At 39.3% G+C, this 15,860-nt stretch carries 14 protein-coding genes; 13 read left to right on the top strand and 1 reads right to left on the bottom strand.

The genetic code is table 11. The features are described 5' to 3' along the window. Positions 1–7 precede the first annotated feature (7 nt). Positions 8–1,045 carry a DNA polymerase III subunit delta gene (gene holA / locus LMF89_RS13605; RefSeq protein WP_229535565.1) on the top strand — a complete coding sequence of 346 codons (1,038 nt, stop codon included), beginning with the start codon at positions 8–10 and terminating at the stop codon, positions 1,043–1,045. A gap of 118 nt (positions 1,046–1,163) precedes the next feature. On the opposite strand, the gene rpsT is transcribed toward holA, so the two are convergent. Then, a complete protein-coding gene (gene rpsT / locus LMF89_RS13600; RefSeq protein ID WP_007936526.1) occupies positions 1,164–1,430 on the bottom strand; it encodes a 30S ribosomal protein S20 in 267 nt (88 codons plus the stop codon). Between the two features lie 218 nt (positions 1,431–1,648). Between rpsT and gpr the strand changes: the two genes are divergently transcribed. The 12 genes from gpr (at position 1,649) to LMF89_RS13540 (ending at position 15,858) form a co-directional block, all read left to right on the top strand. After that, positions 1,649–2,620 (top strand): GPR endopeptidase, encoded by a 972-nt coding sequence (gene gpr / locus LMF89_RS13595; RefSeq protein WP_229535564.1) that lies wholly within the window; start codon positions 1,649–1,651, stop codon positions 2,618–2,620. A 160-nt stretch (positions 2,621–2,780) separates the two neighbouring features. Then, a complete protein-coding gene (spoIIP, locus tag LMF89_RS13590) occupies positions 2,781–3,839 on the top strand; it encodes a stage II sporulation protein P (RefSeq protein WP_229535563.1) in 1,059 nt (352 codons plus the stop codon). Positions 3,840–3,877: 38 nt separating this feature from the next. Further along, entirely contained in the window at positions 3,878–4,291 is a 414-nt protein-coding gene (locus LMF89_RS13585) for a hypothetical protein (protein WP_007954378.1), read from the top strand. A 75-nt stretch (positions 4,292–4,366) separates the two neighbouring features. Then, positions 4,367–6,163, top strand: coding sequence for a translation elongation factor 4 (lepA, locus tag LMF89_RS13580; RefSeq protein WP_229535562.1), 1,797 nt, complete (start codon positions 4,367–4,369; stop codon positions 6,161–6,163). A 9-nt stretch (positions 6,164–6,172) separates the two neighbouring features. Next, the gene (gene hemW, locus LMF89_RS13575; protein WP_229535561.1) at positions 6,173–7,309 is read left to right on the top strand and encodes a radical SAM family heme chaperone HemW; all 1,137 of its coding nucleotides are present in this window, start codon (positions 6,173–6,175) and stop codon (positions 7,307–7,309) included. Between the two features lie 102 nt (positions 7,310–7,411). Next, entirely contained in the window at positions 7,412–8,440 is a 1,029-nt protein-coding gene (hrcA, locus tag LMF89_RS13570) for a heat-inducible transcriptional repressor HrcA (protein WP_007954368.1), read from the top strand. A gap of 86 nt (positions 8,441–8,526) precedes the next feature. Further along, positions 8,527–10,059, top strand: a complete 1,533-nt coding sequence (locus LMF89_RS13565) for a TCP-1/cpn60 chaperonin family protein (RefSeq protein ID WP_007954366.1) — start codon at positions 8,527–8,529, stop codon at positions 10,057–10,059. Positions 10,060–10,108: 49 nt separating this feature from the next. Continuing rightward, positions 10,109–10,669 carry a nucleotide exchange factor GrpE gene (gene grpE, locus LMF89_RS13560; protein WP_007954364.1) on the top strand — a complete coding sequence of 187 codons (561 nt, stop codon included), beginning with the start codon at positions 10,109–10,111 and terminating at the stop codon, positions 10,667–10,669. 64 nt (positions 10,670–10,733) lie between these two features. After that, the gene (gene dnaK / locus LMF89_RS13555; RefSeq protein WP_229535560.1) at positions 10,734–12,560 is read left to right on the top strand and encodes a molecular chaperone DnaK; all 1,827 of its coding nucleotides are present in this window, start codon (positions 10,734–10,736) and stop codon (positions 12,558–12,560) included. 196 nt (positions 12,561–12,756) lie between these two features. Further along, entirely contained in the window at positions 12,757–13,893 is a 1,137-nt protein-coding gene (dnaJ, locus tag LMF89_RS13550) for a molecular chaperone DnaJ (RefSeq protein WP_229535559.1), read from the top strand. A 290-nt stretch (positions 13,894–14,183) separates the two neighbouring features. Continuing rightward, entirely contained in the window at positions 14,184–15,122 is a 939-nt protein-coding gene (gene prmA, locus LMF89_RS13545; protein ID WP_007954361.1) for a 50S ribosomal protein L11 methyltransferase, read from the top strand. 1 nt (position 15,123) lies between these two features. Next, positions 15,124–15,858 carry a 16S rRNA (uracil(1498)-N(3))-methyltransferase gene (locus LMF89_RS13540; RefSeq protein ID WP_229535558.1) on the top strand — a complete coding sequence of 245 codons (735 nt, stop codon included), beginning with the start codon at positions 15,124–15,126 and terminating at the stop codon, positions 15,856–15,858. The last annotated feature ends 2 nt before the right edge of the window (positions 15,859–15,860 follow it).

Below are 15,860 nucleotides of genomic sequence, written 5' to 3'. Positions count from 1 at the left end.
GGTATTTATGGGGTATGCAGAGGTTATTCAAGGGCTAAAAAAAGGGCAGGTGAAATCTGTTTACCTATTATACGGCGAAGAGGCTTATTTTATAAAGCAGCTCGAGCAGGCAGTGATCACTGCCGTATTAGCACCTGAGGAAATAGACATGAATCTTCTTACTTTAGATAAGGACCCAGCTATAAATGAATTAATTGCCTTAGTTGAAACGGTTCCATTTATGGGGGGGAAGAATGTAATTCATATTCGGGGTACTGCATTACTGCGTCCACGAAAAAATGGTGGAAATGAGCAAGGGGAAATCAGTGACAAGGTTGAGGAACGCTTATTTAAGGTCATCAGTGATATGCCGGATTATACGCATTTGATTCTCTCGACTATGGATAAGGTAGATAAACGGCGTAAATTGTTTAAACTAATCGAAAAGCATGGAGCTACTGTTGAACTAGCCAATATCAAGGCAAGGGATGTGAGAGGCTGGCTTACGGCTAAATTGGCTGAACTGAACAAAAGAATGGATAGCGATGCTATGGAGTATTTTGTAGGAGTAGTTAGCATTATGCCTCAAATATCCCTAAGCTTTTTGCATAACGAATTAGAGAAAGCTGCTTTATTTACAGACGGAAAAACTAGAATTAGTCAATCTGATCTCATAACGATTATGTCGAGTATACCGGAAATTTCTATATTTTCAATGATTGATGCAGTTAGTCAAAAGCAAATGGGCAAAGCATTACAGTTAATGGGAGAGCAGTTAAAGTCGGGAGAACATCCTCTTAAGTTGGTATCTTTATTAGCCCGGCAAGTACGCTTGATGTGGCAGGCTAAAGAGATGTCAAAGGGTGGATATGGCAGTAGAGAAATCGCCGAAAAACTTGGCTTAGTGCCTTTTATCGGTGAAAAAATGCTGAAACAAAGTAAGAATTTTACCCCAGAGGTATTAAAGGAAGTTACGTTAGCCTTAGCGGCAGCTGACTATGATCTAAAATCCGGTAGGGCTAATAAATCGGCTTTAGAGGAAATCATTATTGCTATGTGTAGATAAAGGTAGAGGGAGAAGAATCAGTGGGTGCGCCCACCTGATTCTTCTCCCTCTACCTTTAGTAGATGATAACGTAAAAAGCCTCTGAACATAGCAAAATGAACAGAGGCTTTAATCTTAATTAATTAGCTAAAGCGTTAATTTTACGAGCTAATCTCGATTTTTTACGAGCTGCGGCATTTTTATGAACAACACCTTTGCTGGCTGCCTTGTCAATAGTTTTGCTGGCATTAATAAGAAGAGCTTTCGCTTCATCAGTGTTACCAGCAGTTACAGACTCAACTACTTTGCGAGATACAGTTCTAATGGTTGATCTCACCGCAAAGTTTCTAGCACGTCGCTCAGCATCAGTTTTTACGCTACGTTCAGATGACTTAATGTTTGGCAAGTGATTCACCTCCTTAAAGAGCATGTTACCTATAGTATCTTAGCATGTGATTATGGAAAATGCAAGTAACAAATAATAATTTATAGCTATAAGTGGGAATTTCTCAATGGTTTGCATACTTATAGGAAGATACTTTTATTACGGGATGTGTTAATTGCATAGCTAGTAACATTTTAGGGCAAAATAATTTTGATTTTAGACCTAAGGAGTGGATAAAAGTGGAGCATTTTACAGGTACTTCTCGTACTGATTTAGCATTAGAAGCAAGAGAATTATTAACCAAACAAGTGAATGAAGATATTCCAGGAGTTTTGGTGGAAACATCAGAAGATGAAGAGGTTGTTCTTACTAAAGTTGATATTACTACACCGGAAGCGGAAAAGATCATGGGAAAGAAACAGGGAACTTATGTCACGATAGAAGCTCAGGGACTCCGTTATAAGAATACTCCTCTGCAAGAAAAAATAATGAAACTATTAGCAGATGAGTTGGTAGGTATGGCGGAACTATCCAAAAAAGCAACAGTCTTAGTAATTGGTTTAGGCAATCGTAATATTACTCCTGATGCTTTAGGTCCGCGGGCTATTGACAAAATTGTAGTAACACGACATTTGCAGGAAATCTTATCCCCTGAGCTCAAGGGAGGAGTACGGTCAATTTGTGCCATTGCACCAGGTGTTTTAGGGATTACTGGTATGGAGACTGTAGAGATTGTACAGGGATTGGTTAGTAAAATAAAACCAGATCTTGTTATTGCTATTGATGCCCTAGCTGCAGCTTCTAGCCGTAGAGTGATTACCACCGTACAATTAGCCAATACAGGTATCAGTCCTGGTTCTGGTGTAGGCAATAAACGATTTGGTTTGACCCAGGAATCCTTAGGAGTGCCTGTAATTGCTATTGGCGTACCGACCGTTGTTCATGCTTCTACCATTGCCATGGATACGATTAATATCTTGCAAGAGCATGCGCCATTCGCTCGCTACTTTAAAAGCATGGAGAATTTATCCGATGCGGACCGTCATACGATATTGCGTCAAGTATTACCAGAGGTATTGGGTGATTTGATGGTAACTCCCAAAGAGGTAGATCGTTTTATTGACGATATTGCGGTAGCTGTCGCTGGGGGAATTAATCAAGCCATGCACCCTCATATTGATTACGAAAATATACATGCTTATTTGCATTAATAAAATGTAACACTGGTAGAAAAAAGCTTTATTCCTCCTATGGATCTCTAAGCGTATTTCAGTACTATCCCTTTCCTCCCAAGCATATACATTGTATGTAAACAAAAAAGTGTGACAACCTGTGCCTTATTTCTTAGCGCAGATGTCAAGGGAGGAAAGGATGTTAACAAGGCGTGCACGTCACCAGGCAAGGTATCGGCATAAAAAAATAGGATTTGCAATACTTGCTCTGCTTTTCTTAAGCGTAGTAATGTGGCAAGGTTTAGATAAATCTCAAGATGTTATCCCAGCAAGTACAAATGGTTCCTTGCGACAAGAACAATATGGATTGCCTCAATGGCGTGATATATTATTTTCAGGCATTCCCGGTTTGATTCGTACTACAGAGCCTAGACCAGTAGTAATTGTAAAAAATGAGCAGAATGTACAGCAGCTGCTAAGAGAGACGATGCGGTTTTTAATTGGCGTGGATATTGCTGATATACGTTCTATATTGCAGGTTGAAATTCCCTTGTTGACAAAGGTTAAATCTTTACCTCAAACGGTGAGTGCTATGACCTTGCCCAACTTTCCTAAGTTTGAAAAAAAAGAAACGGTACCAAGCGGCAAGCCTTTGGTTGGTCTTTATTATACACATACAGCAGAATCCTATGTTCCTAATACGGGTGCTACTCATAAACCTGGAGGGCAGCTAGGCGATATTGTAGATGTAGGGGGAGCACTAGCCAAGCAATTAGGTACTTATGGTATTTCTACGCTGCAAAATACTACTGTTAATGATTATCCAAGCTTTATGAAAGCTTATGATGCTTCAGAGGTTACAGTAAGAAAAATGATAGCTGAGAACCCATCAATTCAGATGTTTTTTGACATTCATCGTGATGCTGGTAACAAAGAAAGTCACACCGCGATGGTAAATGGTGTAGAAGTTGCGAAAATTAAAATACTAGTTTGCATAGGGCAGCAGGATTTAGTTCAGCCTCATTGGCAGCAGAATCATGCTTTTGCTAAGTTAATTGATGCTAAATTAAATCAGCGTTTTCCAGGTCTTTCTTTTGGAATTCAAATGGAAAATTGGCGATATAATCAACATCTTCATCCACGGGCTTTATTGCTTGAGGTAGGGTGCCAGGAGAATACAAAAGAAGAAGCGCAGCGCGCCATGGAAATGTTCGGTGATGTATTAGCTGAGATTATTAATGAAAATAATATACAATAAAGAATGTAGATGTATATTTTATATTAAGAGGTGAGGATGTGTTTTGCTCCTTAGCTTATAGGGATGTTTTAATGATTGTTCGTGGTTTAATGATTTTAGTTGTAGTTATAGCCCTAGGGTTATCTGTAGCAGAACAACAATTAAATACGTTAACACAGCGGCAGGAATTTGTACGTATTTTTGATATAAGCCGCAATCACGAGGGTGTTTATACTATGGAAGTATTAGGCTCTGGCTGCAGTATCAGTGCAGTGTATGCAATCGCTGAAATTAAGAATCAGGATGCTAGTGTAAGTATTAAGACTCCTTTGATTAGCTGGACGGTTCCTAAGTATTTATATATTGATTGCCGCAAAGAGCTGGCTTGGCTGACTTCAAAAATGAAGCATTTGGAAAAGTATCTAAGACAAGGATGGGAAATCACAAATGTTTATTTACGGCAATTTAGGTAATACTTGCAGGTGTTAGGTTCCAGGTGTTATAATCAATAGCAGTAATTATGCTATTGATTTCGAGAGGAGGCCTATATGAAGACGAATAATATCCGCAATTTCTCGATAATTGCTCATATAGATCATGGAAAATCCACCCTTGCTGATCGCCTGATTGAGTATACAGGCACCCTATCTTCCCGGCAGATGGAAGCTCAGGTTTTGGATAATATGGATCTGGAACGAGAACGTGGTATTACAATAAAAGCCCAATCTGTAAGGCTGGAATATACGGCTAAAGATGGCGAGACTTACATGTTAAATCTTATCGATACACCAGGACACGTTGACTTTACCTATGAGGTATCACGTAGTTTGGCAGCTTGCGAAGGAGCACTCTTGATTGTAGATGCTGCCCAGGGGATTGAAGCCCAAACCTTGGCAAATGTGTATTTAGCTTTAGACAATGATTTAGAAATCATTACAGTTATTAATAAAATAGACCTGCCAAGTGCTGATCCAGAAAGAGTAAAACAAGAAGTAGAAGATGTAATTGGTCTGGATACTTCAGAGGCTGTGCTAACTAGTGCTAAATCGGGTATTGGCATTGAAGAGGTACTAGAAGCAATTGTGAAGAAAATTCCACCTCCTAAAGGTACCGTTGAAGAACCATTATGTGCACTTATTTTTGACTCTCACTTTGATGCCTATAAAGGTGTTATTGCCTATGTAAGAGTAATCAATGGTATTATTAAGCCGGGTATGAAAATGAAGATGATGGCTACAAATAAAATTGTAGAAGTAACTGAAGTAGGCGTCTTTAGACCTGCTATGACTAATGTCAGTGAACTTGCACCTGGCCATGTGGGGTTTGTAGCTGGGAGTATTAAAAATGTAAAAGATGTTCGTGTTGGCGATACGATTACAGATGCCGACCGTCCCGTTGCCGAGGCACTGTCAGGCTATCGTAAAGTTACGCCCATGGTATATTGTGGCTTGTATCCAGTAGACAGTTCTGAATATGATCTTTTGCGAGATGCTTTGGAAAAATTAAAGCTGAATGATGCATCCTTGGTCTTTGAACCAGAGACTTCTAGCGCTTTAGGTTTTGGTTTTCGTTGTGGATTCTTAGGGCTATTACATATGGAAGTGATTCAAGAGCGATTAGAACGAGAGTATAATATTACCTTAATTACAACAGCACCAAGTGTTATTTATAAAGTCTTCAAGACAGATGGAGAAATCTTTGAAATTGAAAACCCTTCTAAATTACCAACACCTCAGGAAATTGAGCATATTGAGGAACCATATGTTAAGGCAATGGTTATAGTGCCTAATGACTATGTAGGTGTGGTCATGGAACTATCACAAGAAAAACGTGGCGAATTTAAAGATATGAAGTATTTAGATGTGACTAGAGTGATGCTGACATATGAATTGCCTTTGAGTGAAATCATTTATGATTATTTTGACCGTCTAAAATCGGCTACAAGAGGCTATGCATCCTTAGATTATGAATTGTTGGGTTACCGAGAATCTAAGCTTGTAAAATTAGATATTTTACTAAATACAGAACCTGTGGATGCTTTGTCAATTATTGTACATCGTGATAAAGCAACCTATCGAGGACGAATTTTGGTCGAAAAGTTAAGAGGAATCATTCCCAGACAAATGTTTGAAATTCCCATTCAAGCTGCGATTGGCAATAAAGTAATTGCTCGTGAAACAGTAAGAGCCATGCGTAAAGATGTTTTAGCGAAATGCTACGGCGGCGATATTAGCCGTAAACGTAAACTTTTAGAAAAACAAAAAGAAGGTAAAAAACGCATGAAGCAGGTAGGTAATGTAGAAGTACCGCAAGAAGCCTTTATGGCTATATTAAAGATTGATTAAGGTGATGAAATGAAGACGGGTTTATACATTCATATTCCTTTTTGTCAGCAAAAATGTTTATATTGCGATTTTCCTTCCTATGATAATCTTACCCATCTATATCAGCCTTATGTTGCCGCCTTATGCCAGGAAATTTCTGGCTGGGGCGGTGTTTTATCTGGCACCTTGATTGATACAATCTATATTGGCGGCGGAACACCGACTCTTTTACCCGCAGATGCTTTAAAAACCATCTTAACTAAAGTGCATGAAAGTTTTTCCATTGACGAAGCTGCAGAAATTAGCGTAGAAGCCAATCCCGGCACAACGAATCAAGAGAAATTATTAGCCTTAAAATCAGGTGGTGTCAACCGGATTAGCTTTGGTGTGCAAACTTTTTCCGATGCATTATTAAAGTCAATTGGCAGGATACATAGTGCTGAGCAGGCTGTAAGATCAGTAAAGGAAGCGCAAGATGCAGGTTTTAGTAATATTAATCTTGACTTGATGTATGGATTGCCAGGTCAATCCTGTAAGGATTTAAAGGTTAGTATCCAAGAGGCAATCAAACTTGATGTTACTCATATCTCGGCTTATGGATTGAAAGTAGAAGAAGGGACACCTTTTGCTGCTATGGATCAGTTAGGAACACTTATATTGCCAGAAGAAGATGATGATGAAGAGATGTATACCTTTACAACTGAATATTTACCTCAGCATGGCTTTAGGCGCTATGAAATATCTAATTTTTCTAAAGTCGGGTATGAATGTCGTCATAATTTTAAATATTGGAAATATCATCCTTATGCAGGGGTGGGAGCCGCGGCTCATTCCTTTTTCCAGAAAGAGCGGCTTAGTAACATAACTGATGTATCCCAATATATAGATTGTGTGAAAAAAGGTAAGCTGCCAATTGAATTTCGAGAAAATCCTAGCAGTGCGATCGCTATGGCAGAATATATTTTTTTAGCCTTGCGGACGGTACAGGGTTTATCTATTTTAGAATTTCAGGAATATTTCAACCGTGGATTTTATTTGGAGTATGGAGAAATTGTGTCAGAACTACTTCAAAAAAAGTTGATTGCTGTAAAAGAGAATCAGATAAATCTTACTGTTTTAGGCATGAAGTATGGAAATGTTGTATTTCGTGCATTTTTACCTGGATAAATCAATTATTATATCTTGACATTCGGGCGCAGGAGTGGTATTTTTTTAGTAGGTGTTAGCACTCTACAAGGTCGAGTGCTAACAATAGGAGGTGGAACTCGTATGCTAGATAAGAGAAAACGTAGTATTCTTCAAGCGATTGTTGATGATTATATTTCCACCGCAGAGCCTATTGGCTCACGAACTATTGCCCGCAAACATGATTTAGGGGTTAGCCCTGCAACCATTCGTAATGAAATGGCTGATCTTGAACTATTGGGTTATATTGAGCAGCTTCATACTTCATCAGGGAGAATTCCTTCTGCAAAAGGGTATCGCTTTTATGTAGATTCTTTATTATCACCAACGCAAATGTCTGAAAGGGAAATTGCGTTAATTAAAAATTGGTATCAGGAGAAAACTCGTCATGTTGAAGAGGTTTTTCAGGAAACTGCAAAGATATTATCCAAAATAACAAGTAATATTTCATTAGTTTTAGTGCCGCAAGTAACCCAATGTGCCTTTAAGTATCTAAAATTTCTACCTTTTGATGACTGCCGCACAATTTTAGTTGTCGTGACAGATACAGGATTTGTAGAAAACAAGGTGATTGATATACCGACAGGGCTTTCATTTAATGATTTGCAGCGTATTGCAGAACACATTAATAGACGTTTATCAGGATTATCCTTTGAGAATATCGAATTATCCATTCTGCGAGAAATTCAAAATGAAATGCTAATTGATGTGGACTTGTTTGAAACTGCATTAGGGATACTAAAACAGGCATTGGTTGTGGAAAAGAATGAGCGATTGTATCTTGGTGGCACCACGCAATTATTAAGTCAGCCAGAATTTAAAAATATCGAAAAAGTAAAATCTTTTTTAGATATGCTGGAAGAAGAACATTTGCTGGCGAATATTTTGCAAAAACAAAAAAATGATGGTGTTATTGTTACTATTGGCGATGAAAATAAATATAGCGGAATTCAAGACTGCAGTATGGTGCAGGCTACTTATCGTATTGATGGTCAAGTAGTGGGAACGGTAGCTGTATTAGGTCCGACCAGGATGGATTATGGCAAGGTCATGTCAGTTTTAGAGTTTATGCATAATCATTTAGGAGAAGTACTTAAGAAGTATAAAATATAGAGTGGTAATACTCTTCCTTCTATAGTAAAGGGTATTACTGGCTCTATTATACATATAATAGAACTGTAATTTGGGAGGAACCAGGGATGAAGCTAAAGCAAGCTAATAGTGGTTCTGAAGTAGATGAAAAGTTAGCGGCACTAATGACAAATGGGAATGCCATCAGAGTGGTTACGTCAGCTGTTGAGGGCACTATTGGTCCTAAGGGGCTAGATACCATGTTATTGGGTTCTTCCGGTGAAGTCATAATTACAAATGATGGCGTTACTATTTTAGATAAAATGGATGTAGATCACCCGGCAGCCAGAATGCTGATCAATGTTGCCAGAGCCCAGCAAGCTGAAATTGGAGATGGCACAACAACTGCAACTATTATGGCTGGTGGTTTGGTAGGAGAAGGCGTAAATCAAGTCATAAGAGGTGTGCCCATTGCCCGTGTCATCGAGGGAATCAGACATGGTGTGACGCTGGCATTAGAGCAGATTAAGGATCGAGCAAAACATATTTTTGATATACAAGATCCCATCCTACACCGTATTGCTATGATTGCTGGCCGCGAATATAGTGATATTGCTCAATTGGTTATTAAGGCTGCAGGGCTTATCGGTATTGAAAAATTACGTGAGTCCAGTTTTAAACTGTCAGAGATTATTTTCTCTCAGGAAGGCGCTGAGAACGAGGTCTTTATGGGCGTTATCGTTGATAAACAGCGATTAAATCAAGATATGCCTGTAGAGAGTAGTCAAGTAAAAGTATTGGTCATTGATGATGCCTTAGAGCCTGAAGAAATTGGTGATGAGGCGTTAAGTACAGAAGCTGGTTTTAAGCGGTATCTGGAATTGCAAAATGAGTTTAAGACCAATGTACATAAAATTGTAGAACTTGGTGTTAAGGTAGTATTGGTAGATCGGGGTGTCCATGATAGTGCAGAAGAAATACTGACAGATGCTGGTATTATGGTAATTCAGCGAGTGGTGCCAGAGGAACTGCGCCGTGCCGCGGATCATGTAGGAGCGCGTATGATTAAACGCACAGGTCTTAAGAAAGATATTGCGAACATTACTAGCTCTTTGGGTTTGGCGACAAAAGTGTATGAAGATGAAAAATTGAAGCATATTCGTATGTTGGGTGGTGCTGGCAAGCCTATGGCTACCATTTTAGTGGGGGCAGCTACCAAAGAAGTGGTTGGTGAACGGCAACGTATTGCCAAAGATGCAGCCTCTAGTGTGCAAGCTGCTGTTAAGGGTGGTTATGTGCCTGGTGGCGGGTCTATTGAAATTGCTATTAGCCGTGACATTGCTAAGACTAGGGATGCAGTTAAAGGTATGGCGGCTTATGGGGTAGATTGTGTAATACATGCATTACGCAGACCGTTAGCACAAATTGTAGAAAATGCTGGCTATAATCCTTTGGAAAAGGTGGAGGATGTCATTGCAGCCCATGCCAATCAAAATAAAGATTCTTTAGGCATTGATTGCGATACTGGTGAAGTGGTTGATATGATGACTCTTGGCGTAGTGGATCCTACAACGGTGAAATTACATGCCGTGAAGGCGGCGGGAGAAGTTGCTATTGCTATTTTACGCATTGATACGATTATTAAGAAAAAAGAAGAATAGCATAAGGCCACTAAAATTGGCAGCAGAAGTTCGTATATTTTAAGATGGGGTGATTTATTTGAACGAAACAAAAGAAGAAGTAGAAGAAATAATTGAGGATCGATGTGTTGCACCTGATGAAACGATAGAAGTTTTAGATGAGATAGAAAATACTAAAATGCAGACGGAACTTGCAGATAAAGAGCGTCTGTTAGAAGAGAGTAATGACCGCTATAAACGATTACAGGCTGATTTTGATAATTTTCGAAGACGTACTCGTCAGGAAAAAGAAGAGCTATCAAATATCGTAGCACAAAATCTTATTTTAGAATTACTGCCTATTATTGATAATTTCGAGAGAGCCTTATGCAGTGTTGCTACTCAGGATGCGAATAAAATGCTGTCAGGAGTAGAAATGATTTACCGCCAATTAATGCAGGGGTTGGAAAAAAATGGACTGATGAATGTAGAGGCAGTTGGCAAAACCTTTAACCCTCAAGAGCATGAAGCTGTAATGAGAGTGGAGGATGCTGATCAGCCAGACGGTATAATTGTAGAAGAGCTGCAAAAAGGATATTCCGTAAAAGGTAAGGTTATTAGACCCAGTATGGTCAAGGTTGTAAGTAATTAGAAGTTACTTAAAAAAACTTCATTTTAAAAATAAAATTTTACATATTTCAAGGAGGAATAAAACAATGGCAAAAGTAATTGGTATAGATCTTGGTACTACAAATTCATGTGTGGCAGTAATGGAAGGTGGAGAGCCAGTTGTTATTGCAAATGCTGAAGGAAACAGAATTACTCCTTCCGTAGTAGGTTTTTCTAAAAATGATGAGCGTTTGGTTGGTCAATTGGCAAAGCGCCAAGCTGTGTCCAATCCTGAACGTACGATTAGTTCCATTAAAAGACATATGGGTACTGATCATAAAGTGAAAATTGATGATAAGTCTTATACTCCTCAAGAAATTTCTGCAATGATTTTGCAAAAATTAAAAACAGATGCAGAAGCTTATTTGGGTCAAACTGTTACGCAAGCTGTTATTACTGTACCTGCTTATTATAATGATAGTCAACGTCAAGCAACAAAAGATGCTGGAACCATTGCAGGTTTAGAAGTACTTCGTATTATCAATGAACCAACAGCTGCAGCTTTAGCTTATGGTATTGATAAAGGCAACGATCATACGGTATTGGTTTTTGACTTAGGTGGTGGTACTTTTGACGTATCTATCTTAGAACTTGGCGAAGGTGTGTTTGAGGTAAAGGCTACCAATGGTAATAATCGTTTAGGCGGAGATGACTTCGATGAACGTGTTATGAAATGGTTAGTTGCAGAGTTCAAAAAAGAAAATGGTATTGATTTATCAAAAGATCGTATGGCAGAACAACGCCTGCGTGAAGCTGCTGAAAAAGCAAAAATTGAACTTTCTGGTGTATTGACAACTAATATTAATTTACCATTTATTACTGCGGATCAAACTGGTCCTAAACATTTAGAAGTGAACTTAACAAGAGCTAAATTTGATGAACTAACTGCTGATTTGGTTGAATCTACTATGGGTCCAACTCGTCAGGCAATGAGCGATGCGGGCTTGTCACCTAAGGATATTGAAAAAGTAATTTTGGTGGGTGGTTCTACTCGTATTCCTGCAGTGCAAGAAGCTATCAAAGGCTTCCTGGGCAAAGAACCGCATCGTGGTGTAAATCCTGATGAGTGTGTAGCGGTAGGTGCTGCGATTCAAGCTGGTGTATTAGTAGGAGAAGTTAAAGATGTTCTTTTACTTGATGTAACTCCATTATCATTGGGAATTGAAACATTAGGTGGAGTATACACTAAAATTATTGAACGTAATACCACTATCCCTACATCAAAAAGCCAAGTGTTCTCTACTGCGGCTGATAATCAACCATCTGTAGATATTCATGTTCTGCAAGGTGAAAGAGAAATGGCTGCTTATAATAAAACATTAGGACGTTTTGAACTAAAAGATATTCCACCTGCACAACGTGGCGTACCTCGTATTGAAGTTTCCTTTGACATTGACGCTAACGGCATTGTTCATGTATCAGCTAAAGATTTGGGTACTGGTAAAGAACAAAAAATTACCATCACTTCTTCCGGCGGCATGAGTAAAGATGATATTGATCGTATGGTAAAAGAAGCAGAAGCACATGCAGCGGAAGATAAGGCTCGTAAGGACGAAGTAGAAGTTCGTAACAATGCCGATTCCTTGGTATACCAAGCTGAAAAGACAATCAAAGACATGGGTGATAAAGTCGAAGATAAGGAATTGCTTGAAAAAGTACAAAAAGCTGCTGACGCATTAAAAGAAAGCCTTAAAGGTACTGATACCGAAAAAATTAAAGCAGATACAGAAGAATTAACAAAGCCATTGTATGAAATGACATCTGCAGTTTATAATAAAGAGCAAGAGGCTACTGCTGAACAAGCGCCTGGTGCAGGCACTGAAGAAAAAGTGGTTGATGCTGAGTATAAAGTAGTAGATGAAGACAAAAAATAGGATAGTTGTTATAAGAAGGTTTAGTCATTGAATCAAGTAAGTTGACTTATGTTTGGCAGGGATATTTGCTTTCCCTGCCAAATACTATATAATTGGTAACAGGAAATAACCGCTAAAACACATGGGGCTTTTATGGCATTGTGTTTTGGTGGTTCAACTGTTTTTCTATTAAATATAAGTTTTAGGATGGTGTAATGTGAGTAAACGCGACTACTATGAAGTATTGGGCGTCAACAAAGGTGCGTCTGATGATGAAATAAAAAAAGCATTTCGTAAAATGGCCCGTAAGTACCATCCTGACGTAAATCGCGATAAGACAAAAGAAGCCGAAGAGCAATTTAAAGAAGTCAATGAAGCATATGAGGTTTTGTCAAATAGTGAGCGTCGGGCGCAATACGATCAATTTGGTCATGCTGCTTTTGATGGCAATGGCGGCGGCGGTGGTTTTGGTGGATTTGGCGGCGGTAGCAGCGGTGGATTTAATGATATATTTGATATGTTCTTTGGTGGGCAATCTGGTTTTGGCGGAAGACAGCCAGGACCTGAAAAAGGATCAGATTTGCGTTATGACATGGAAATTACTTTTGAACAGGCTGCGTTTGGCGTAGAGATGGAAATCCAAATCCCAAGAACAGAAGATTGTCAAAAATGTAGTGGATCAGGAGCCGCGCCAGGAACTCATGCTGAGACTTGCAGCCAGTGTAAAGGGACAGGGCAGATTCAAGTGGCGCAGAATACACCTTTTGGCCGAATGGTTAATACGAGGACTTGTGATCGTTGCCATGGAGAAGGAAAAATTGTACAAACACCTTGTAAAGAATGCCACGGACAAGGTAAAACCCGCGTAAAACGCAAGATTAAAGTGAAGATACCTGCAGGTGTTGATAATGGGTCAAGACTTCGTGTCAGCCATGAAGGAGAAGCGGGTATGCGTGGCGGTCCTCCAGGGGATTTATATGTTTATATCTTTGTAAAATCTCATAAGCTATTTACTCGTGAAGGCAGTGAGGTTATATGTGAAGTACCAATCAGTTTCGTTCAAGCTACATTAGGAGATGAAATTGAGGTTCCTACTTTAGATGGTAAAGTAAAATTAAAGGTTACAGAGGGCACACAGTCTGGGACGATTTTCCGGTTACGGGAAAAAGGTATTCCTCACTTAAGAGGTAATGGACGTGGTGACCAGCATGTAAGAGTGAAAGTGTTGACACCGCAAAAATTAAATGAAAAACAGCGTGAGCTTTTACAAGAATTTGCAAAAGCGAGCGGTGAAAATATTAATCCTGAACAAAAGAATTTTTTCAAGAAAGTAAAGGATGTGTTTGGGGTATAAGTAGGTTTAATAAACCACCAATGCACAACAGTGATTGTGCATTGGTGGTTTAAAATACCCTTTGTAACTAACCGGGCTTTTTGGTAAGTATAAGTTTTATAGGTGGTAAAAAGATGAGATTTTATGAACCACAAAGGCACAATGCCGCTGATGCGGCACACAAAGGCGTGCACAAAAAAATATAAATAAAATCCTTTGTGTCCTTTGCGTCTTTGGGGTTCGATTCATGTTATCTGTTTTAAGAAATATGTTAACGTTTTTCTTATTAGAGAAGAAAAGGGGCGATTGGTATGAAATGGGCTGAAATAAGCATTCTGACGACACATGAGGCTGCTGAAACGGTGGCTAATATTTTTCATGAATTAGGATCGAGTGGTGTGGTTATTGAAGACCCCGAGCTTGTGAATTCATACCTTGCTTCAGGTGTATGGGACTATTCGGATATTCTTCAGGAAAGTAATACGGAAGTGGTAACGGTTAAAGCATACTTACCTGTTGATCATCAGTTAGATGATAAGTTGCGGAGTTTTGAAGAAGAGTTTCAGCAGATTTCTTCCCGTGGCATGGATAAAGGTAGAGGAGAAATGCAGTGCCGAGAGGTGCAGGAAGAAGATTGGGCATCCTCGTGGAAAGCGTTTTTTCACCCGATAAAAGTAGGTCAATATATTGTAATAAAACCTTCTTGGGAAGAGTATGTAGCTACTGCTAACGATTTAGTTATTGAACTCGATCCTGGCATGGCCTTTGGTACGGGTACTCACCAGACAACAGCTATGTGCTGCCGAGCATTGGAAGAAACGGTAAAAGCCGGTGATCTTATTTTTGATGTTGGTACAGGGTCGGGCATATTATCCATAGCTGCGGCTAAACTCGGTGCTGCTAGTGTACAAGCAGTAGACTTAGATCATGGTGCAGTTCGAGTTGCCAAAGAAAATGTTGCTATCAATCAGGTAGAGAATATAGTACAGGTAGGTCAAGGCGACTTATTGACAGGTGTCACTGGTCAAGCTGATATTGTGATTGCAAATATTATCGCAGATGTAGTTATTAAGTTATTGGTGGATATACCAGTACGTTTGAAAGACGAAGGAATCTTTATTGCCAGCGGCATTATCGCGGAACGGCTTAGTGATGTTGCTGCTGCTATGATAGAGTATAATCTGATAGTAGAAAAAGTCATTGAAGAAGGCGGCTGGGTTGCGATTATAGCACGCAAAGGGGGCCGATAACTTGCGTCGGTTTTTTATTAAGACATCTTTATCTGAAGAAATGTTTATTGCTGGACAAGATGCGCATCATATTAGTAAAGTACTTAGACTGCAAGTTGGCGATAAGATTATAGTGATACCTCCTGATGGACAAGCGGGCACAGCCCAAATAATAGAGATTGCTGTCGATAAAGTTAGGCTGCTCCTACAGGGGACTCTAGAGGAAGAGAAAGAAGCACCTATACAAGTTTATTTAGCTCAAGGATTGCCGAAAAGTGATAAAATGGACTATATTATTCAAAAAGCAGTAGAGTTAGGGGTATCAGCCGTATTTCCCATACAAATGGATCATTCAGTGGTACAGTATGATAATGCTAAAAAAAAATCCCGAGGCGAGCGCTGGCAGAAAATTTCTGTAGAGGCAGCAAAACAGTGTGGACGTAGCTTTGTGCCTTCTGTGGAACCTATTCAAGGCTTGGCAGAATTGTTTTCCCATATTTCGGATGAGGTAGTTATTATTATGTTATATGAGGGACAAACTGAAAAGGGTTTAAAACAAGTTTTAGCAGAAAATCCGGCAAAAGCCTATCTTTTGTTAATTGGACCAGAGGGCGGATTTAGTGATCAGGAAGTTATTATTTCTCAAAAACATGGAGCTTTGGTTGTTACTATGGGACCGCGCATTTTACGTACAGAAACTGCATCCTTAGCTGCTGTGGCTATGATTATGTATGAATATGGTGATATGGGGGGCTAAGT

The organism is Pelosinus baikalensis (assembly GCF_020819555.1).
GTDB classification, from domain to species: Bacteria; Bacillota; Negativicutes; order DSM-13327; family DSM-13327; genus Pelosinus; species Pelosinus baikalensis.
The sequence above is the reverse complement of the archived record's forward strand: the minus strand, read 5'-3'. Positions and strand labels throughout refer to the sequence as shown.